Below are 19,906 nucleotides of genomic sequence, written 5' to 3'. Positions count from 1 at the left end.
ATCGCACCGGGCTTCATCACGGCGTCAAGCTCGGTGAATATCTTGCGCTTGAGGTCCATGTTTTCAAACACGGCTTCGATGATCAGATCACAGTCGGCCAGATCGGCAATTGCAAGCGTGCCGTGGAAGCGGCCCATGCGCGCCTCGACTTCATCTTGGGGGAAGCGGCCCTTGTCGGACGAGCGCTGATAATTGCCACGCACCACGGCCAACCCACGATCAAGTCCTTCTTGCGAGGTGTCGACAATTTTTACCTCGAAGCCGGCCGTGGCAAAGTTCATCGCGATGCCGCCACCCATGGTGCCCGCACCAATGATACCGACGGTTTTCACCTCACGGCGGGGCGTATCCTGGGGCAGGTCCGGCACTTCCCATGCGGCCTGTCCGGCAGCGGCAATGTAGGCGCCAATTTCTTCATCAGTCGGGGTATTCATACTTGAGCCTCTTGGTTGTCGAGACAGGCCGTGCGGATCGCGCGTCTGTCGATTTTATCAGTGGTACCGCGGGTCAGCACATCATGCTGCACCCACAGATGCACAGGGATTTTGAACTTGGCGAGGTGGCCATCAAGGAAGGCGGCCATGTCCTGCTTCGTCAGACTGGTGCCATCGCGCAGCTGTACGGCGGCACCTACGATTTCTCCCAACCGGTCGTCGGGAACAGAGAAGGCAGCCGCTTCGAGCACATCGGGGTGACGGTGCAACGCGCCTTCCACATCGAGACAGGCAATGTTTTCACCGCCGCGGATGATGATGTTTTTCTTGCGGTCCAGAATGGTGACGTATCCCTCGTCATCCAGCACACCCAGATCTCCGGTACGCAGCCAGCCGTCGACGACCGTTTCGGCAGTGGCTTCTGGTTTGTTCAGATAGCACCGCATGATGTGCGGTCCCTTCACCGTAATCTCGCCGATCGTGCCGTTAGGCACATCGTTGCCCTGATCATCCAGCATCCGCAATTCCTGAACGGGCGGATGCAATTTGCCCGCACATTCCGGCCGCGCTTTGTAATCATCGCCGATCATGCCGATGCCAAGCGCGTTTGTCTCAGTCATCCCCCAACCGGTTGCGATACCTGCGTTGGGAAAGGCTTCTGCCAACTGTGCGACCTGTGCAGCCGGACGTTTGGCACCGCCGGCCCCAAGGTAATCCATGCTCGACAGCGGCTCGCCCATCTGTTTGGCAGCTTCCATCAATTCTGCGGATTGGGTCGGCACGCCCAAAAAGCGCGTGATGTTATTATCCCGGATCAACCGCACCGCTTCTTCTGCGTCCCACTTGTGCATCAGGGTGATTTTGGCCCCGGCAGGCAAGCTGAGCAGAAACAGCGGATGCGTTGCAGTGACGTGAAACAACGGCGTAACCACCAAAGCAGACGGGCGCGGCGGTTCGGGCGCATCCGGGGCAGGGGGGTCAATCAACGGTGCAATGACAGATTGCATCAACCAGCTGAACACCGCGTTGACTGCGCCGCGATGGGTTTGCACGACGCCTTTTGGATGGCCCGTCGTGCCCGATGAATACATGACCGCGAAATCATCGTCCGTATTGATGCTGACGTCCGGTGCCTGATCACTTCCGGCACCTTCAAGCAGTGTGGCGTAATCATAGGCTGTTTGCCCTTCACCGTCGCGCACACCAATCAGGGTCAAATCCAGCGGTTGTTCCAGCGGCTTAAGCCGGTCCATGCGCGGACCATCGGCAAAGACCACTTTGGCCGCGCTATCACGCAGGGCATATTCCAGTTCTTCAGTCGTCCACCATGCGTTCACAAAGACCACAACACCGCCGATTGAGGAAACCGCAAGCACCAGTTTGAGAAGTTCAGGATAATTGCGCATCGCAATTGCAATCCGGTCACCTTGCCCCAAGCCAAGGGTATCGCGCATCGCATGGGCCATGCGGTTCACCGATCGTGTATAATCCGCGTAAGAATAACTTTCGCCCTCATAAGCGATGTATTCCAGTTTTCCGTCGCCATGGCGCGCCCAGCCGGCAGCCATCAAGCCCGGAACTGTTGGTGGTATGTTGCGGAACGCCTTGACCGTAACGCCGCGTATGTCGACGTTGTCGATTGCAAATACCGGATCTGTCGCGACCACATGGCGCACTGCGTCTTCAGGTGTCATCGCTGTCATTGCAGCCAAAGGTTGTTTTGCATGGTTCCCCCTCCCAAGGTAGCCCGCCGGCGCATGTCACTTACGGAACGCTGCCGACTCTGTTCGGGGAGACTAGGCAGGAAATCCCGCCATGCCAATACCGCAGAACGGAACGTCATTCCATTTTTTGCATCCTATTTATGTTTGGATGGTTCCAGTGTTTTGCCAAACCGGCAAGAGTTACGGTAAGTCACAAGAAATTGCGCGTTGAACTCTTTTGCCGGATCTTGGTCAAATGTAACCGCGCCTTCTGGTGTGGGCGTGAAATTTCACCCCTTCATAAATTAACGGACCACCGACAGATTGGCCAACCGCGTCACTGGTGGCTTGAAGAGAGGGATTGTTGCAGCGTAATTAAGTGGAAATTTGTGCAACGATAATTTTTGACCCGAGTTCGATGTTTGAAAGGAGTGTTTTGTATGGTTTCTGCCTACCCCCTCACGCCCCTTCAACATAGCATGTATGCCAGCTCGGCTCTGGCCAAACGTCCTTGGCATTATGTCGAACAGATTGTCGTACATGTTTCATCCGAACAGCTGGACGATCAGGCAATGGGGCAAGCGTGGTCGGAACTGGCAGCGGCGCACCCGGCGCTGCGCAATGTGATTATAGACAACGCGGACGGTGGCCCCCGACAATATAGCACAGCGCCTTTTACCGTTGTTCCCACCGTGAAGGATTGGCACGACCGCGATCCCGCTCAGAGCGCAGCGGCGTTAAAGCAGTTTCTGGATCAGGACCGCACCGCAGGAATTGACGCAACCTGTGCCCCTGCCTTTCGGGTTTCCATTTTTCATACCGGCGCAAAGCGTTCCATATTGGTTTGGAGTTTTCCGCACAGCCTGCTGGACGGCCGCACCTTTGCGCCGTTGCTTGATGAAGTATTTGACCGCTACGCCCGGATCAAATCGGGTGACGCGCTGCCCGCGCCGCATCTCGTACATCAAGATCTGTTTGAAACCCATTGCCGCAAGCTGGCCAAGCTGGATCACACCCAAGGCGAGGATTACTTTGCGCAAAGTCTGGCCGGTTGGGAAGGTACCGAAGGTTTATTGCGGGGGGGGGCGAAGGCGGATCGCAAGAAAGAAGCCGTTTTCCAGCTGAGTGCGGAACAGACAGACAGGGTTGCTGAACTTGCAGCCTTAACAGATGTCACTAGCAGTACAGTCATCCTTGCCGCGTGGGGTATTGTACTGGCACGGCTTACCGGTCAGGCCGAGGTGGTGTTCGGCGCGACCCGAAACGGGCGCCACATGGTCGAGGGATCTGCCGACGCAGCGGGGTGTTTTATCACCACAGTGCCGATGCGCCTACGTCTTGATCCCGCTACGCAGCTTGGCGATCTGCTTGAACAGCTGCGCGCGGAACAGATTGCCCTGCGCCCCTTTGAACACACGCCTTTAACCAACATCAGCCGGCGTCTTGGACTTGCGCCAGGGCGGTCCTTGTTTGATTCCGTTTTGATGTTCGATTTCGGCACGCTTGATGAACAGCTCAAGGCCCGTGGCGGCGCATGGCTTGACCGACAAGTAGAGCTGCACGAAGAAGGTGACACTGCGGTTTCCGTTGCCGCGTACATGGGCAAAGAGTTAAAGGTCGTCATTGAATATGACCCCGTGCAGGTGCCCGATGGCCTGCGCCTAGGCCAAGCGATGCAGCAATTTCTGGTCGGGCTGGACAGCGCAACGCCGCAGTCGCTTTTGTCTGCTGTAAGTATGCTGGACGCGAACACCCGGCAGCACATGATGGCCCTTGCAGGAAACGCGCATCCCGCACCAGCACTTAAAACCACCTGCATCGACAGATTTGAAGAAATTGCTGCACGGCAGCCTGATCACATCGCCCTGATGCAACCCGACGCCGCGCCGCTGACGTATAGCGCGCTGGAGCATGCGTCGGATCGACTGGCCGCAAACCTTTTTGCCGCGGGCGTGCAAAAGGGCGACACCATCGGCATTTGCCTCACGCGCGGACCGGCATTTATCACAGCGATGCTGGCGATCTGGAAAACGGGCGCTGCGTTTGTTCCGATGGACCCCACTTACCCGCAAGCGACGCTGAACATCATCGCGCAGGACAGCGGCGCACGGTTGATCCTGGTCGATGGCGCGGCCCCTGCGCTTGCGGCCCCCACCCGCCAAATGACAAGTTTACGCGACAATGATGTCGCGATGCCCAAGCGGGTGTCGCACAGTGGTGATGATCTTGCCTATGTGATCTTTACGTCCGGTTCGACGGGACGGCCCAAAGGGGTCATGGTCACCCATCGTTCGCTTGCAGCACATGCAGATGCGATCATACCACATTTCGCTCTCACGCCGCAGGATAGGGTTTTGCAATTTGCAGCCCTTAGTTTTGATGTCGCGCTAGAGGAGATCGTTCCGACGTTGCTGGCGGGTGCCACACTTGTGCTGCGCAGCGATGCGATGGCGCAATCGGTCCCCACCTTTCTGGCCGAACTCGACACCCTTGGGATCACGGTTACCAACTTGCCCACGGGTTTCTGGGTTGCGCTTACCGATGTCCTTGACCGGGTGGATACTGCGTTCCCTGCAAAGGTTCGAATGGTCATTGTAGGGGGTGAACGGGTGCCATTGTCGGCGCTAAAACGCTGGCGCGCGCGTTTGCCGGATGTGCGTTGGTTAAACGGGTATGGTCCCACCGAAACAACGATCACCTGCACCACACATGAAGCAACAGAACAGGACATGGCGGGCGACACAGTGCCCATCGGGCGGCCCTTGTCACACGCCCGCGCGTGGGTTCTGGCCAAAGATGGCAGTCTGCTGCCCCAAGATGTTGAAGGCGAATTGTTCATTTCCGGCCCCGCGGTAGCCAAGGGGTATATGGGCGATCCCGTCCGTACCGGGCAAAGTTTCATGCAGGCGCAATTCGCCCCCGACGTCGGGCGTATCTATGCAACAGGTGATCGGGTCAAATGGCAGAACGGCGTACTTCACTATCTGGGACGCATGGACCGCCAGATCAAATTGCGCGGTTTCCGCATTGAACCCGGCCAGATCGAAGCCGCGCTAGAACTGCAAGAAGGCGTCGATCGCGCCCATGCGGATGTGGTCACCGCCGCATCGGGCCGGCAACAATTGGTTGCATGGTATTCCGGTACGGTTCCCGATGGATCAATGGCGCCCGACGCGATTAAGACGGCCATCACCGACCTTTTGCCGCCGCAGATGCGACCGGTGCTTGTACAGGTTACGACATGGCCTCAAACGCCGGGCGGCAAGGTGGATACCCGTCGTTTGCCGCCGCCCGATACGGCATCAGATGTCGTAATGGACAGCGATGATGTTAATGGCACGCTGGTCGCCGAAGTTGTGCAGCTTTTTCGCGATGTCTTGCAGGCCGACACCATCGGGCCGCGCACATCTTTTTTTGACGCCGGCGGTGATTCACTGTCCCTGCTGCGGTTGATGCCAGAGCTTGAACGCGTCTTTAACGTGGGCCTGGATGCCACAGCGATTTACAGCAACCCGACACCGCAAGGGGTGGCCAGTGCCTTGATCGCGCAGGATCCCGACCCGCTTGTTGTCATTCCGATACAGGACAAGGGCAGTTTGGCTCCGCTGTATGCAGTGCACGTGCTGGGCGACAACGGTTCGTATTTCCGCCCGCTTTCCAAAGTGCTTGGCGATGCGCAGCCAGTGTTCGGCCTGACCGTAGGGTTATTGTCAAAAATTACCGCCACCACTGTTCCTGATATTGCGCAATTCTATCTGCGCCAGATCGAGCGGCACCATCCAAAGGGACCGCTTTCCCTGATCGCAGTTTCGGCGGGCAGCTATGTTACGCTGGAACTGGCACAGCTGTTACAAAAGGCCGGACGGGATGTTCAGGCGCTGATCCTGTTGGATGCGGAAGGGCCCGCAGGCCGTGCACGTGTGGGTCGCGCGGCGCGTGTGGGTCTACATGCCGGTGAAATACTGCGCCATGGCTGGCCCTATGTCGCGAAACAGCTTTCTTTGCGCAAAGAAGCCTGGGCACAGGATATATCAAAGCAGAGGCTGAAATCGAGGGAAGCCACACTTGCCAAAATTCCCGCAGGCGAATTCGGCGATGTAAACGATTTCGTAGCCGCAAACCAGATCGCCATCGAAGCATATGAACCGCAACCCTATACTAAACGGCTGACCATTTTCAGGGCGGGTGATGACAAGTTCGACAGTCAAGAGGCCATTCGCAACGGGCTGGGGTGGGCCTATATTGCGCAGGCTGGATTTGATCTGACGGATATTCCGGGTGACCATCTGGGCATCCTTGCCCCCCCGAATGTGCAAAAGCTCGGCGCAGAGATTGCGGCATTGCTGGAAAAACGTCGCAACGCGCAGGATTAACGCGCGTCAAGCGCGCCCACGGATCCCGGGATCAACACTTGTACATCTGTCCAGTTCACCCAGATCGCAAGCGCCCCCAACAGCACCGCAAGCGGCAAAAACAGCACATCATGCCGTCCGTCCCACGCCTTGTGACGGCGCGCGAGCAGAACAATAAACGGGTGGTACAACAGCAAAGCGATGCCAAGCCCCGTCACTGCACCAAACAGCCCGTTCAGGCTAACCCCGATCAGAAAGCCACCGGTGCTCAGCAGCGCCTTGGTCAGGCTGACACCGAAGAACCCGCGCGAATCTCCGGTGGCAAGGGCCGCTTGGTCATAGGTAAGGGACACCACAGTAATCATCTGGACGCTGGCCACAGCCACGATGATGCCGCCCGCCGCAACATAGCGGCTGTCATAGAGCACCTGCACGACCCACGGTCCGATTAACGCCAGCACAAACAACACGGCCAACATAAGGGCGGTCAGGTAATACCGCAGTTTGAACAGACGTTTTCGGGCGGTCTGGTCCTCGGTATTCAGGTGTTCACGGTAAAGGGGGATCAAAACCCGCGAGGTGATCATTGTACCCAGCATCAAGGGAAAGCTGGCCAGAAACATGCCGATATTATAGATGCCCAGCCCGTCGATGCTCAGGAATTTTCCCAAAATGGCGCGGTCACCCTGCGACACCAGCAAACCGCAAATGGACGAGAGAAAGATCCAAAGCCCGAAATGCAGCAATTCGGTTCCGGCAGATTTTTCCCAATGCAGCCGATTGCCGCGGCCGGGCAGGAAAAGCCACATCAGCGCCAAGCGTACGATAGCCGTCACAACCCAACCCGCGACCAGCGCCCATGTTGATCTGGTGACCCACGCCAGTACGACCATTGCAACGATACCGGTAATCGTCGCCGCGAGATCAAGCGCAGTTACTCTGCCGATCAACAAATGGCGGTTGGCCGTTTCCACGCGAATGGGTTCAAACGCGGCCAGAAGCAGCGAAATTGCTGCCAATGGCAGCATCAAGGCAATCACGGGCTGTTCATAAAACGCGGCGGCGGGCAGGGCCAAAGCACAAGCGGCAATCCACAAAACGGCACCGCGCATGATTTGCAAGGTCCATGCCGTATCCAGAAAGTCGGGATCGTCCCCGCGTTTGCTTTGCATGATGGATTGGGCGATGCCCATATCGGAAATCAACGTCAGGCCGATCAGCATCATCGTGACCAGCGCCATGATCCCGAAAGATTCAGGAAACAGCAGGCGGGCAAGGATCAGGTTAGAAAGGAACCGCGCGCCTTGAGAAATAACAAAGGTCAACGCCGTCCAGGTCGATCCCCGCGCCGCGCGTGCTAAAAGGGTTGTCCCAAAAAAACCACCTGCAGCTTTGGGTCCTTGCGGGATGTCGTGCTTGTCACTTTCAGAAATGGGATTGCCCCCCGCGACACCGGGCAGGAAACCTGCTCATCTGATCAATCGACTTTGTGATACGCACACGCTCATTCCATCCGCCAACACGAAAGCGGTGCTTTTCTCTATCCCGCATCTTCCGTTAGGAAAAGCATAATACTGCAATACTAACATGCCATGGCAGCGCATTTCGTCAATGCCGCTTAAGAACGTGCCCTGTCACTATCGCATTGCGGCATAATCAGATTTATGTTGAATTTTGGGAGAGCAGCACAAGCCGGTTCCGTTTTAGGCTGGTCGCACATCTACCGCTACTTACGAACGAATTCGCACCCGCCACACAATGCCAGACTGATGCCGTCTATCCGCATGGTTGCTGACGCACGGCGCATGCGCTTACTGGCCCGCCAAAATCCAGCGGGCGGCCTTTTCGGCGATCATGATTGTTGGTGAATTCGTATTCCCGCTGGTGATCTCCGGCATCACAGAAGCATCCACAACCCGCAGCCCTGCGATACCTTTGACGCGCAGATGCGGGTCCAACACCGCCGTGTCATCCTCTGTACGCCCCATTTTCACGGTGCCGACAGGATGGAAAATGGTGCTCGCAATATCGCCTGCAAGCCGTGTCAGGTCATCGTCACTTTGATATTGAACACCGGGCTTGAACTCCTCGGGTTCATAAGGCCGCATTGCCGATTGCGACATGATTTTGCGTACCTGTCGCAGGCTGTCGGCGGCGACTTTGCGGTCGTCCTGTGTGTCCAGATAATTCGGGGTAATCTTCGGCGCGTCGCGGAAATTGCCCGACCCGATGCGCACATGACCCCGGCTGGTCGGGTTAAGGTTGCACACGCTGACAGTCATGGCCGGGAACGGGTGCAAATCCTCCCCGAATGCTTCGAGGCTGAGGGGCTGTACGTGATATTCAAGATTGGCATGACTGCGGCTTGGATCTGAACGGGTAAAGGCACCCAGTTGACTGGGTGACATGCTCATCGGGCCGGAACGTTTGAATAGATATTCCAACCCGATCTTAGCCTTCCCCACCATCGAATTTGCCAGCGTGTTCATGGTGTTGGTGCCTTTGACCTTGAAAACTGCGCGGATTTGCAAATGGTCTTGCAGGTTTTCACCCACGTAGGGCTGATCCAGAACCACATCAACGCCGTGTTCTTTCAACAGGGCCGCGGGACCAATGCCCGACAGTTGCAAAATTTGCGGCGAGTTAATGGCACCGGCCGAAAGCACAACCTCGCGCGCGGCACGCAAGTCTATCGACCGCCCCTTGCGGTGCACTTTCACCCCGACACAGCGCAGCTTGCCATCAGCCGCCGTTTCAAGCGTCAGCTTTTCAACCTGTGCTTCGGTCCAGATCGTCAGGTTCTCGCGCTTTTTTGCAGGGCGCAAAAAAGCCTTTGATGTATTCCAACGCCAACCGGAGCGTTGATTTACATCGAAGTACCCGACACCTGCATTATCCCCCCCATTAAAGTCATCTATTTTTTTAATACCCGTCTGCGCGGCGGCATCCGAAAAGCTGTCCAATACGTCCCAACGCAGCCGCTGCTTTTCGATGCGCCATTCACCACCATGTCCGTGCATATCCGAAAAGCGGCTGTTGTCGCCGGTCACGGGATCAGCACCATCGTCAAGTTTGTAGTGATCTTCATGCGACTTGAAATCGGCAAGAGAATTTTCCCAACTCCACGCCTCTTCGCCCGTCAGATTTGCCCAGTTGTCATAGTCACGCGCCTGCCCCCGCATATAGATCATGCCGTTGATCGACGAACATCCGCCCAATGTCTTGCCGCGCGGATAAAGCAAGCTGCGCCCGTTCAGGCCCTTGTCTGCTTCGGTTTTGTACATCCAGTCCGCACGCGGATTGCCGATGCAGTAAAGATACCCGACCGGAATATGAAGCCAGGGGTAGGTGTCGGGCTTGCCAGCTTCCAGCAGCAATACCTTGTTGGCAGGATCAGCGCTGAGGCGGTTGGCCATCAAGCATCCGGCAGATCCGCCACCGATTACGATAAAGTCGTACCCGTTCAAAGCATCGGACATTTTGCTTCCCCCTCACTGTCGACATAAACTTGGCTAGGTTGAGGATGATCAAAGCTGTTTGTCCACCGCAAAAAGCGATAGCGTGTCGCGTGACACCCTGTTCCGTTCACCCCCAGCGCCGGACAGGTTTGTGTCCTGCAAGTGCCCGCAAAAGGTAGGATACCGTTGACGCCAGATGATACGCCACCCCGTCCAAAACCCGCACCTGTTAGCGGGATAACCCATGTTTTCGCCGCCGCCGGCTATTCCATATCCGGCTTGCGACGGCTTTGGAAGGAAACCGCATTTCGTCACATCATCCTTGGCGCGCCGGTCTGTATGGCGGTGCTTGCCCTCGCAAACGCACGGTTTTTCGATTATTGTGTGATGCTTATCCTGCTGCTTGCGCTGGTTGCCGTCGAAGCGCTGAACACTGCGATCGAATGTATCGTTGACCATCTGGCCCCCGATTGGCAGGAGTACGCCCGTGACGCCAAAGATTTGGGGTCACTTGCAACCCTGTGCCTGCTGTGCGCAAACGGTATTTTTATAGGGGCGGTTTTGATCCGCTCCTTTGCTCTGACCTGAAAGACTGCTGATGAATATGCTCAAGATCGTTGCGGTGCCAATGCACAATGAAGGGCGCAAATTTGTTGCGATCTTTGCTGCAATCACCGCTGTCCTGTTTTTTGTCTGGGAACCGCTGTTTTGGTTGGGCGTCGGTGCAACTGTCTGGTGTTACTACTTTTTCCGCGATCCGGTACGGGTTATTCCGCAACAGGAAGGCTTGGTTATCTCACCGGCGGACGGGGTCGTTTCCCTGATCGAAGATGTGGTGCCCTCGGCTGATCTGGGGCTTGGTGACACACCACTGACCCGCGTGTCCGTATTTATGAACGTTTTCAACTGCCATGTGAATCGCGCACCTGTCGCGGGTAAGGTGGTCAATATCGTGTACCGCCACGGCAAGTTTCTGAATGCCTCCCTAGACAAGGCCAGCGAACATAACGAACGCAACAGCCTGACCATTGAAACCCCGGACGGCGCACGTATCGGTGTGGTGCAAATCGCGGGGCTGGTCGCACGGCGCATCGTTTGCTTCGTGCAAGAAGGTAGCGTGCTGGGCGCCGGACACCGCTTTGGTTTGATCCGTTTTGGCAGCCGTCTGGACATCTACCTGCCCAAGGGAGTTTCTCCTTTGGTCTCTGTGGGTCAAACGGCGGTTGCGGGTGAAACCATTCTTGCCGATCTGCGCGACCCCAACCGCCAGCGTCCCGGTATCCCTGAATGAGCAACACCTCGAAAATCAAGCTGCGCCATATTGTGCCAAGCGTGGTCACTGTTTTTGCGATTTGCGCCGGCATGACTTCGCTGCGGATGAGCCTTGAGGGCCATCTGGAAATGGCCCTGTATTTTATCCTGTTGGCCGTCTTTCTGGATGCTGCCGACGGGAAACTGGCGCGGTTTCTGGATACCGCCAGCCCCTTCGGCGCAGAACTGGATACGCTGGCGGATTTCTTCAACTTCGGGATCGTGCCCGGGGTGCTGTTGTATCACACGCTCTATATCGACACGGCTTTTGCCAATCTGGGCTGGCTGGCATCGCTTGTTCTCGCCGTTTGCTGTGCCCTGCGGCTGGCGCGATTTAACCTCGCGCTTGATGACAGCGATATTGCCCTGAAAAAAGACGAATATTTCGTCGGCGTGCCCGCCCCTGCCCTTGCCTGTCTCGCCCTGATGCCGATCTTTATGTATTTGCACGGCTGGGAGAACTCGGATTTCCCCGTGTTAAGGGCCATTTATATCATTGGCGTGGGCCTTTTGGCGGTCAGCACGGTGCCGACCTACTCCATCAAGCACGCCAGCATCAAACGTTCGCATCTGCCGATCGTCGTGATTGCCGCGATGGTGCTGGTCGTGTGTCTGATGGTCTATCCATGGCCGACCTTGATTATCGCGAACTGCCTTTATTTGCTGTCCCTGCCCTTTTCTTACAGAGCACAGCAGCGCCAGACCAAGGGCTAGCTGGCCGGTCTTTAACCGCTGCGGCACAGGCGACCGGCCTGCAAAATCAGTACCCCAAGGCGCAGCCGTCTTTGCGAGGATCAGACCCTGCAATCAAGACACCTGCGTTGTGATCAATCTCGATGATCTGGCCGCCGCCAATCGCTGATGTGCTAAACGCTGCTTTGTGCCCCTTGGCGATCAAACCGTCCAAGACGCCCTGCCCTAATGTCGGCTCCACTTCCAATGTGCCGTCCGGCTTCCAGAAAACGCGCGGGCTGTCCAAGGCCTCCTGCGGGTCCATTCCGAAGTCGACCATATTGGTGATTACATGGCTATGCCCGCAAGGCTGGTAATGCCCGCCCATCACACCGAAGCAATAGCGCGGCTTGCCCCCAGCCATCGCCATCGCAGGGATGATGGTATGCAACGGGCGTTTGCCCCCCTCAATCGTGTTGGGATGCCCTTCAACGACGCGAAAACCGGCGCCACGGTTTTGCAGATGGATACCGGTTTTTTCCGTGACGATGCCAGAACCGAACCCTTTGAAGACCGAGTTGATCAAGGACACAGCCATACCGTCGCGGTCCACGCAGCTGAGATAAATCGTATCGCTTTGAAAGTTCGGATCGACTGGCGGCAAAGTTGCGTTGCGCTTGGCCGGATCAATCGTCGCCGACAGCCCCTTGGCCCACGCTTTGTCTATCAGCGCGTCGACACTGACACCCATCGTTTCGGGATCACCGATATGCGCGTCGCGAATGGCGTATCCGATGCGCGCAGCTTCAAGCTCCAGATGCAAGCGTTCGACACTGTTCGGGGCAAGCGATGACAGGTCGAAACGTTCCAGCAGATTTAGAATGATCTGCGCCGTGATACCCGTGCCATTCGGTGGCAACTCCGCCAGATCAATATCGCGGTATCCCGCGCTGACCGGAGTGCAGGGATCAGCACTATGGTTTGCCATGTCTTCTTCGGTCATCACCCCACCGCGGCTGCGCAACTCGGCCACGATATCCGCGGCCACTGCCCCTTCATAAAGCCCGCGCGCGCCTTGTGCCGCGATCACCTTAAGTGTTGCGGCCAATGCAGGCAGCTTGTGGATCGAGCCCAGTTTCGGAGCTTTGCCGTCGATTAGGTAATGCTTGGCCCCTGCCCCTTGCGCCGCCAGTTTTGCCGCGCAATCCGTCCAGTCCGACCAGACGCGGGGGTAGACCACAAAACCATCCTCCGCCGCGTGGATGGCGGGTTGCAACGCAGCGTCCAACCCGATGGTTCCGTGGCTTTCCAGCAGGCTTTCCCAGCTTTTTACGACACCGGGTACGGTAACAGAATGGGCAGAGGCATCATCCATTTCCTGCCACCCCTGCCCGCGCAGCATTTCGCTGGAAAGTGCGGCAGCGGCCCGGCCAGAAGAATTCAATCCGTAAAGCGGTTGGCCCGGTTTTGAGATCAATGCAAAACCGTCGCCGCCAATGCCCGTCATGGCCGGTTCGACCACCGCCAGAACCGCCGCCGCAGTCACGGCGGCATCAACCGCATTTCCGCCGCGTTTAAGGACTTCCAGCCCCGCTTGCGTCGCCAGCGGATGTGAGGTGGCTAATGCACCGTTTGCTGCATAAATCGGGGAACGTTTGGGGTCATGAAAGTCACGCATGGCGATTGGTCCTTTGAAGGCTTTTGGTCAGGCTAACCAGTCTGTTCAACAATTGAAATATCGCACCGCGAAAAACTATATTTTCGCTTTATATCAATAACTTATTAATCATCGAACCCGACAAATCGCGCCATTTCGTCAACTTCGCGCCGCGTGGAAACCACACCATTCGCCGCGAAGTCCTCGTTTGGCCATCCCAGTGCAACACAGGTCATGATCACCTGATCGTCGGGGATTTGCGCATGTTCGCGCACCACAGGCGATTGCATGATCCCCTGCCCGTTAATCACCGCACCCAAACCGCGCGACCACGCGGCAAGCACCAGCCCATAGGTCACAGCACCCAGATCGAAATGCGCGATCGTGCCACCCTCAAGGGATTTGTCGAACGTCACGACGATAGACACAGGCGCGTCAAACTGGCGAAACCCGCGCATCACCCAGTCCTGCCGCATCGCCTTGTCATCACGGGCGATTCCCATGGCGGCAAACAACTGTTTGGCAATGCCGACCTGCCGGTCGCGGTGCGGCCCTTCATAGGCACCGTGATCGATAATTTCGCGCACGGGCGGCACACCGGACATCATACGGGTTGAATTGCCCTCGCGTACTTTTTCCAGGGGTTCGCCAGTCAGGACATGTAAATGCCAGGGCTGCGTGTTCATCGAAGACGGGGCGCGGTTGGCCAGCGTGATGATCTCTTCAAGCAGCGCGCGCGAGACAGGTTTGTCCTGAAATCCCCGGATTGAGCGCCGCTCTAACATGGCTTGATCTAACTGCATTTTTCGCCTCCCATTGCGTTTGCGAAAGGCTAGCCTTGCACCAGCCCAAGGGCCAGCCTCCGCGCGCCAAGTGACGCCCCGTCACTATGTTCTGCCGCCAAATCTGTCCTTGCTTATCAAAAGCCGAGAGAACGCAGCGGCATCACTTTTCCAAGGTCTTTTGAACTTCTTCCATCACCATTTTAATCATCTCGTCTGATACGCCTTTACCGCTGAACCGGATCATAAATCCGTCGCTGTCGCTTTTCTTTTGCATCGTCACGCCAGTCGATGTTTGCATCCTCGCCTGCCCCGCGCCCAGAACGTCACGCAACTTTGCCTCCGCACCACCGCGCAGACCTTGGGCAAGGCGCAAGCCGTCCTTTTCGCGAAGCGCTTCGGGGAATTGCAACATATCGCCAAGCTCCTCAAAGATCATCGCGACAAAGGCACCGCCCATCTGATCCGGGTCACGCATCACCGACTTGATCCGCGCAAACCTGTCGTCCCCTGTCTGGCTTAGCAGGTTTTGCTGGGCTATCGCCCGACTTCACCCACGGCTCGGTCCCCCCTCTGCCCTACTACACAAGACAACACCGATAGGTGTTGACGCATACCACACGCCAAGAAGTGCACTTTGAGTAGAAATAATGCTCGAGAGGTATGTCGAGCTCTTTACGGAGGGACGAAGAGTTCAACTTTCGCCCATGTAAAGTGCGCGTAAGTTGGACTGCCATCTCTTTTAGGAGCGCCGTCAAAACCCGTTACAAGTCGTCCTGGAAGAGCATTTTGGCTTTCTGGTCGTCACATGGGTCGTTAAGAAATTCCTGAAATTCAACCGATTCGAGACCTAGACCAAGTTGCTATCTGTTGTGATCATGTGACAAAATTCTACTACATCTTGCTGATCAGACGGAACTCTTGGTAAAAATGTTTTTTTTCAACAGGTTAACAGGACGCTTTCACCATCCAAAGCTGAACACAAAGGCGCCCCGTCACCGAATAGGCCAAAAAATTGTTGCCTGGGGATAAGTTGCGTGTCATGAGTTCAATTGTCGCAATCTGACGTAAATCACGCCTTTTAGCGACGAAACACATATGACCCACTAAGAGGTCGTGAGGGCAGTATGAATTCAAACGCAAATATCGCGCAAACCAGCTCTATCGCCGCATCTATTGCGTCGAACGCTGCCCGCCTGTCGGAAGCGCTTAACAACCATATGCGCAATAGCTTCCAGCCCGATAGTAGAAAAGCACTGCGCAAGTTCCACCCTGCTGAAGTATCAGAGCTAACAGGCATCAGCATGTCAAACCTCAGGACACGCCATCAGGAAGGTGATTTCCCCGATGTAGAGACGGATTCCAGAGGTCGCAGGCTCTACACCGCGGAAGAGATCGATCAAATCCGACATGTGATGGCGAAGACTGGTCGAAATGGTGAGACATATCTTCCGGGACGCCGCGAGAGCGACGCCCTTCAAGTGATTTCCATTGTCAACTTCAAAGGCGGGTCCAGCAAAACGACCAGTGCGATCCACTTGGCCCAACGCTACGCCTTGCGGGGCTATAGAGTTCTTGCGATCGACATGGATCCGCAAGCCAGCTTGACCACTATGTTCGGATACCGTCCTGAGATTGAATTCGCTGAAAGCGGCACAGTTTACGACGCTCTCAAATATGAAGACCCGGCTCCGTTAAGCCAAGTCATACGAAAGACCTATTTCCACAACCTTGACCTCGCTCCGGCGGGTCTCTTGCTATCCGAGTACGAGACCGAAACAGCGTATGCGCTTCAGCACAAGATTGATCCGCCATTCACACAACGCCTTGCCATCGCTCTCGACGAGGTCGAAGCAGACTACGATCTCGTCATCATTGATTGCCCGCCTCAACTTGGCTTCACAACAATGACAGCTTTGTTGGCGTCTACCGGCCTTCTGATCACTGTCGTTCCCAGCATGTTGGATGTTGCGTCAATGGCGCAATTCCTTGAAATGGCTGGAGAAACTGTTCAAACTCTTGAGGAGGCCGCGGGACCTATCGACTGGAATTTCCTTAAGTTCTTGATCGCTCGATATGAGCCAACCGACGTCCCACAGTCACAAATGGCGGGTTTCTTGAGATCTATTCTCTTGGATCAAGTGTTGACCACCCCGATGCTCAAATCCACAGCGATCTCAGACGCTGGGATGACGCAGCAAACCATCTATGAACTGGATCCCTCGCAAGTCGTAAAGAAGACACTAACACGCATATTAGAATCTGTTAATGGCGTCGCGGATGAGTTCGAAAAGACAATCCAGCAAGCTTGGGGAAGGGAAACTGACTAATGGCCCGTAGAAACCTGTTCCAGCCCCCTCCCCCGCCTGATGTAGATACGACCGTTGTCTCGGAATCGGAGCAAAAGGCACGTTTCCCGAATACCGGCGCAATGAGCGGCGTTAAATCCACTTTGAAGGATGTCGCGAGCAACGCGGTAAGAGAAATCTCAGTTGATGTCATTGAAGAGAACGGCCCCAAGGACCGTCTCTCCTTCACCGATGCTGATGTCGTGACGCTGGCTGAGAGCATTAAGGCACACGGCCAACAAGTACCAATTATGGTACGCCCCATCGCGGACAAACCCGGACACTACAAAATCGTTTATGGTCGCCGCAGATTGCGGGCCTTGCGATCGCTCGGCATCCCCGCGAAAGCACTTGTCAGGTCTCTTTCTGATGAAGAGGCTATTCTTGCCCAGGGACAAGAGAACACTCAACGCTTGGACCCCAGCTTCATTGAAAAAGCGCTTTTCGCCACCGAGCTGGCCACAAGTGGCTACGAGCAAGCAATCATTCTGGATGCCCTCGCTGTGGACAAGCCAATGCTGTCGCGCATGAGCAAAGTTGCACGGTCTATTCCTAAGTCAGTCATCGAGAAGATCGGCTCGGCGCATGGCATTGGACGCAGACGTTGGGAAGAGTTGGCAGACCAGTCGCGCAGCGATAGCGTCAATCTTGAACAGGTCACCGCAACGCTTCAGTTCAATGCTGCAAAGAGCTCAGACGACCGCTTTGGCTTGGTCAGTGATGCCATTACTCAGGCGCTGAAATCTAAAGCAGCGGACAAACCAGCTGTCCCCTCTACCCTCACCATCAAACTTAGTGATGGGACGGCTTTGGCAGAAGTAAAAGAAACGGCCCGTGCTTTGACATTCAAGCTGTCGAAGTCTGATGCCCCAGAATTTGCCCAGTGGATGCGCAACAACGCAGAAGCTGAGCTTACACGCCTCTATGAAGCGTGGCAGTCAGAGAAAAAGTCTGACTGATGACGACCGAGCAGTAGAACTTAAAAAAGGAGCACGACCAACAACCCAAAAAAGAAAGAGCCCCCCAAGGTTTCCCTAGGAGAGCCCAATCTGTTCTTTGCACTTTCAGATTTACCAGCTTCTCTGCCTTAGTCAACAACAACCGATTCGGTTGACGAAGATTTGCGGCCTTTTTTCTGATTTTCAGAGATATTGGTGCCTTTCACATCAGGTTGTCGTGAAAAAAGCATGGCATTTACACAAGCAACTGCACCCACTGGGCTGCGGAACAGTGAAATATTGTCCGCGGACAATTCTATTCCAGAGCGTCACATCGTCGTAGCAACGCTCCGCAACGCAGCGCCTCGTCTTGGTCTCAGCGCAACTGTGATATCGACCTTAGATGCGATGCTTTCGTGCCTGGCGCCAAAGCGCAATCACCACACAGTGTTTGCATCGAATGCAACACTCACATTTCGACGCAACGGCATTTCAGACAGAACAATCAGACGCCACGCCGCAACGCTTCAAGAAATTGGCCTGCTCGTTCGCCGTGACAGCCCCAATCGGAAACGGTTCACAAAGCACAATAGACACGAGGGCACGGCGCTTCGGTTTGGCTTCGACCTCTCACCTCTCTTTGATCGCTTGCATGAGATTGCTTCAATGGCAGCTGAGGTCATGAAGGAACGGGAGCAAATTGACTATCTGCGCGCCAAAATTCGCGCAGCAGCCAATGCAAGTCTGACCGACAACCCAAACGATGAGATCGCTCTGGGCATCTTTCGTGTCCTACGTCGGAAATTGTCGCTCAAGGACTGTGAACAAATCCTCTCAAACCTCCCAATCTCAGTAGTTGATGCCGAGTCAGTCGACGATGAAAATCCGATTTCAACAACAACTATGGCCGCCAATGACGGTCAATTTGTCCGGCATCATCATAAGTCAAATAAAGAACATATTAATAAAGAGAGTATCACTCAAAAAAGACAGAACACTCCCAAGGCTTCAGAAGCTCCAATCACCATCCCCGAACTACTGACTGCCTGTCCGGAAGCAGCCGAGTTTTCACTGAAAAAGATAGTTACCGTTCATGATGTTGTTGCTCACGCACGAACGCTCGCCCCAATGATTGGGATCACAGCCCAAAACTACGAAGCAGCACATAAGCGCCTTGGTGCCTTACGCGCTGCAGCAACCGTTTGGGCAATAATGCAGTTCCACGACAAGATCAAAGCAGTCGGTGCCTATTTTAGGTCAATAACCACTGGATCAAAAAGTGACGGTTTTAGCCCAGAGAAGCTAATCCGACGTCTGGTTTTAGCGCAAAATCATGCAGCTTGATTTCACAATTGTCCGCGGACAATTTTCCAAGCCACATCGCCAGACTCAATGAACCGCGAGCCAATCAATGATAGCAAAGCCGCAAAATCTTGCCGTTGGTCGCCCCACAGATGTCATGGCCTCCAGAAGAGATCGGGCCGGGCGGACTGATCCATATACAGTCTGACACGAGCCTTTGCCTATGAATTGCGCGCATCGTTTAGGCGTAAACCGTGTCTCAATCGCGATTGGGCCGAATTCAATTACTCTGACGGGGTTCCCAAACACAAATTTCACGTAAAGCATATATTTATCAATTAGTTAAATCAAATTTTACTATGGTTTCTTATTGCAGTTACCTAAAAGCAGGTTCTTTCGTGTCTTCAGATAGCTTTGACGATAGAGGTTCTGTACGAGCAATGCCTGAAGCAATGGCGACAAATGGGTCGGCCAATGTCACCGAGCAAATGGTCGGCCGAGGAATTTCATGGGATGTGCAATCTGTCGCGTCAGTTTGAAGCTAGACCGATACCCCAATCAAAGATGAACTGATTCTCGATCCGCACGCAATGGGGCAGGGGGGGACTGCCGGATAAGCAAGACACCGTAGGCAGCGAAACCACGCTACTCCTAAACGCCAATCCTCTTCAGGCCGAATTGCCAAGTTGTTGGCTGGATTTGATCAAGTTACGCCAGTTCCATGAAAATTCCATCCGACCTGCCCGGCCCGACGGGCTTTCGTTATCCACGTGAGGTCATTGTGTACGCTGTCTCGGCGTACCACCGGTTTCCCCTGGGGATAGCGAATACTGAATATCTGTCGGCGGCGCGGGGTGTGATTGTCAGTCGAGAAATGGTCCGGCTTTGGGTCGATTACACCACCAAAATGGCTGCTTGATCTAACCTTTAACAATCCTCCACAACCTGA

Annotated in this window: 14 protein-coding genes and 1 pseudogene; 8 read left to right on the top strand and 7 right to left on the bottom strand. The window is 55.3% G+C overall.

Annotation, left to right across the window (positions count from 1 at the left end; translation table 11 throughout):
• A partial coding sequence (locus tag Z947_RS0100300; RefSeq protein ID WP_025042328.1) for a 3-hydroxyacyl-CoA dehydrogenase family protein occupies positions 1-434 on the bottom strand: 434 nt, incomplete at its 3' end.
• The gene (locus Z947_RS0100295; protein WP_240477486.1) at positions 431-2,128 is read right to left on the bottom strand and encodes a class I adenylate-forming enzyme family protein; all 1,698 of its coding nucleotides are present in this window, start codon (positions 2,126-2,128) and stop codon (positions 431-433) included. The genes Z947_RS0100295 and Z947_RS0100300, both read right to left, overlap by 4 nt.
• Before the next feature lie 449 nt (positions 2,129-2,577).
• Here Z947_RS0100295 and Z947_RS0100290 point away from each other — a divergent pair, with 449 nt between their 5' ends.
• A complete protein-coding gene (locus Z947_RS0100290) occupies positions 2,578-6,510 on the top strand; it encodes a non-ribosomal peptide synthetase (protein WP_025042326.1) in 3,933 nt (1,310 codons plus the stop codon).
• Here Z947_RS0100290 and Z947_RS0100285 read toward each other — a convergent pair.
• Together Z947_RS0100285 and Z947_RS0100280 are read right to left on the bottom strand one after the other, a co-directional pair.
• Entirely contained in the window at positions 6,507-7,898 is a 1,392-nt protein-coding gene (locus Z947_RS0100285) for an oligosaccharide flippase family protein (protein WP_037938395.1), read from the bottom strand. The two genes, Z947_RS0100290 and Z947_RS0100285, sit on opposite strands and share 4 nt — an antisense overlap.
• Positions 7,899-8,300: 402 nt before the next feature.
• On the bottom strand, positions 8,301-9,968 hold the full coding sequence (locus tag Z947_RS0100280; RefSeq protein WP_025042324.1) for a GMC family oxidoreductase: 1,668 nt from the start codon (positions 9,966-9,968) through the stop codon (positions 8,301-8,303).
• Positions 9,969-10,133: 165 nt separating this feature from the next.
• On the opposite strand from Z947_RS0100280, the gene Z947_RS0100275 reads away from it, so the two are divergent.
• From Z947_RS0100275 to Z947_RS0100265, 3 genes are read left to right on the top strand one after another with little or no spacing between them, the layout of a single operon-like run.
• Positions 10,134-10,535, top strand: coding sequence for a diacylglycerol kinase (locus tag Z947_RS0100275; protein WP_025042323.1), 402 nt, complete (start codon positions 10,134-10,136; stop codon positions 10,533-10,535).
• Between the two features lie 4 nt (positions 10,536-10,539).
• The gene (locus Z947_RS0100270) at positions 10,540-11,238 is read left to right on the top strand and encodes a phosphatidylserine decarboxylase (RefSeq protein ID WP_025042322.1); all 699 of its coding nucleotides are present in this window, start codon (positions 10,540-10,542) and stop codon (positions 11,236-11,238) included.
• The gene (locus tag Z947_RS0100265) at positions 11,235-11,972 is read left to right on the top strand and encodes a CDP-alcohol phosphatidyltransferase family protein (protein ID WP_025042321.1); all 738 of its coding nucleotides are present in this window, start codon (positions 11,235-11,237) and stop codon (positions 11,970-11,972) included. The genes Z947_RS0100270 and Z947_RS0100265 overlap by 4 nt, the downstream gene beginning before the upstream one ends.
• A 46-nt stretch (positions 11,973-12,018) precedes the next feature.
• Here the strand turns inward: Z947_RS0100265 and ggt are convergent, their stop codons facing one another.
• From ggt to Z947_RS0100245, 3 genes are all read right to left on the bottom strand, one after another.
• Positions 12,019-13,608, bottom strand: a complete 1,590-nt coding sequence (ggt, locus tag Z947_RS0100260; RefSeq protein ID WP_025042320.1) for a gamma-glutamyltransferase — start codon at positions 13,606-13,608, stop codon at positions 12,019-12,021.
• Between the two features lie 104 nt (positions 13,609-13,712).
• Positions 13,713-14,390: a nitroreductase gene (locus Z947_RS0100250; RefSeq protein ID WP_025042319.1), complete on the bottom strand. Its 678-nt coding sequence runs from the start codon at positions 14,388-14,390 to the stop codon at positions 13,713-13,715.
• A gap of 142 nt (positions 14,391-14,532) precedes the next feature.
• On the bottom strand, positions 14,533-14,847 hold the full coding sequence (locus Z947_RS0100245) for a hypothetical protein (RefSeq protein ID WP_025042318.1): 315 nt from the start codon (positions 14,845-14,847) through the stop codon (positions 14,533-14,535).
• Between the two features lie 649 nt (positions 14,848-15,496).
• Between Z947_RS0100245 and repA the strand changes: the two genes are divergently transcribed.
• The 4 genes and pseudogenes from repA to Z947_RS22275 all read left to right on the top strand — a co-directional run.
• Entirely contained in the window at positions 15,497-16,699 is a 1,203-nt protein-coding gene (gene repA, locus Z947_RS0100240; RefSeq protein WP_025042317.1) for a plasmid partitioning protein RepA, read from the top strand.
• The gene (gene repB, locus Z947_RS0100235) at positions 16,699-17,676 is read left to right on the top strand and encodes a plasmid partitioning protein RepB (protein WP_025042316.1); all 978 of its coding nucleotides are present in this window, start codon (positions 16,699-16,701) and stop codon (positions 17,674-17,676) included. Before repA ends, repB begins: the two co-directional genes overlap by 1 nt.
• 228 nt (positions 17,677-17,904) lie before the next feature.
• On the top strand, positions 17,905-18,999 hold the full coding sequence (gene repC / locus Z947_RS0100225; protein WP_025042315.1) for a plasmid replication protein RepC: 1,095 nt from the start codon (positions 17,905-17,907) through the stop codon (positions 18,997-18,999).
• Positions 19,000-19,678: 679 nt separating this feature from the next.
• Positions 19,679-19,852 (top strand): annotated as a pseudogene (locus tag Z947_RS22275) (IS6 family transposase); the annotation flags it as partial.
• Between the last annotated feature and the right edge of the window lie 54 nt (positions 19,853-19,906).

The organism is Sulfitobacter geojensis, assembly GCF_000622325.1.
GTDB lineage: Bacteria > Pseudomonadota > Alphaproteobacteria > Rhodobacterales > Rhodobacteraceae > Sulfitobacter > Sulfitobacter geojensis.
The sequence above is the reverse complement of the archived record's forward strand: the minus strand, read 5'-3'. Positions and strand labels throughout refer to the sequence as shown.